Genomic DNA, 1059 nt, shown 5'->3' on the forward strand with positions numbered 1-1059 from the left:
CATGAGTGCGCGGCCCGCGAGGGCAGCCCACGCGGGTCGTGGCCTGAAGGCCGTTCTCCCGCATCAGGCGGCGCACCCGCTCCGTCGAGGTGCGCAAGCCCTGGCGACGCAGCCGCGCCCAGCCTCCAGCCGCTCGATCTTCGCGTGGAGCAGTTCGGTGTCCATCGTCAGCTCGCCGACCTTGGTTCGCAGCCGGTCGATCGTCTCGTCGCGATCGTCCCGCGCCCGAGACTTGAGGCTCGCCGACCCGGCATCGAGAAACGCATCGCGCCAACCGCTCAAATCCGCCGCCGTCACCGCGAGCTCGCGCGCCACGATCTCCAGAGGCTCGCCGCGCAGGAGCCGAAGCACCGCGTCGCGCTTGCGCCACGCTGTCATGCGCGATCCCGGACCGCTACCGCGACCCCTCCGATAGCCGAGGTCTCCGCGCTCGAAGCTCCTCCGTGCTCAGCGTCATCCATCTCAACACCTCCATCGGCTCAGATAAGCCGTCCGCGGTGTCTCAAGAAGCCCTGGGGCGGGGGAGGTGTCCGCTTGCTCGGCATGATATATCGCCGGCATGCCCGCTGGAGCACTTCCCGATCAGTCTGCATCGTAACCTGCGGCGGCAAAGTAGTTGGAGCACTCCTGAGGCGTGAAGACGTCGACGAGGCGCCCGATGGTGTTCCAGAGGCTGTCGACGGTTCGCTCGACGGCCTTTCGTAGCAGCGCCTTCAGCTTCGCGAAGGCCATCGTGCGAAGGGCCGACGAGGAACTGGGTGTGATCAGCCGCGAAGCGGGGATCATCCAGGATTGAGGGAAGCGGGGCCACCAGACTGGTGGCCCGGTTGACGCGCCGACGACATCCTCCCGTCCTGCTTCGGTGAGTTCGCATCTGGGAAGCGCGTGTCGGTCCCCGAACCCCTTGTCGCGCTCAATCCGAACGAACGGAGATCCCGTACGGCCTTCGTTTGAGCCTGGCGGGCCATGCGCCCGCGCCACCAAGGGGAAATAGTTCGGCAATCGGAAGCCGAAGGCGACCTCATTCTTGCGCCGTGCAAGGCAGCGTCGGGCGGCCGG

2 protein-coding genes and 1 pseudogene are annotated in these 1059 nt (G+C 67.1%); all 3 read right to left on the bottom strand.

The window, feature by feature from the left end:
• Positions 1 to 97 (bottom strand): hypothetical protein (locus tag ACLJK8_RS22845; RefSeq protein WP_413152693.1); only part of this gene is annotated, 97 nt, incomplete at its 3' end.
• Positions 64 to 378 carry a hypothetical protein gene (locus ACLJK8_RS22850; protein WP_413152692.1) on the bottom strand — a complete coding sequence of 105 codons (315 nt, stop codon included), beginning with the start codon at positions 376 to 378 and terminating at the stop codon, positions 64 to 66. The genes ACLJK8_RS22850 and ACLJK8_RS22845, both read right to left, overlap by 34 nt.
• 204 nt (positions 379 to 582) lie before the next feature.
• A pseudogene (locus ACLJK8_RS22855) lies at positions 583 to 1059 on the bottom strand (hypothetical protein); the annotation flags it as partial.

The organism is Amaricoccus sp. W119 (assembly GCF_047275745.1).
Lineage (GTDB): Bacteria > Pseudomonadota > Alphaproteobacteria > Rhodobacterales > Rhodobacteraceae > Amaricoccus.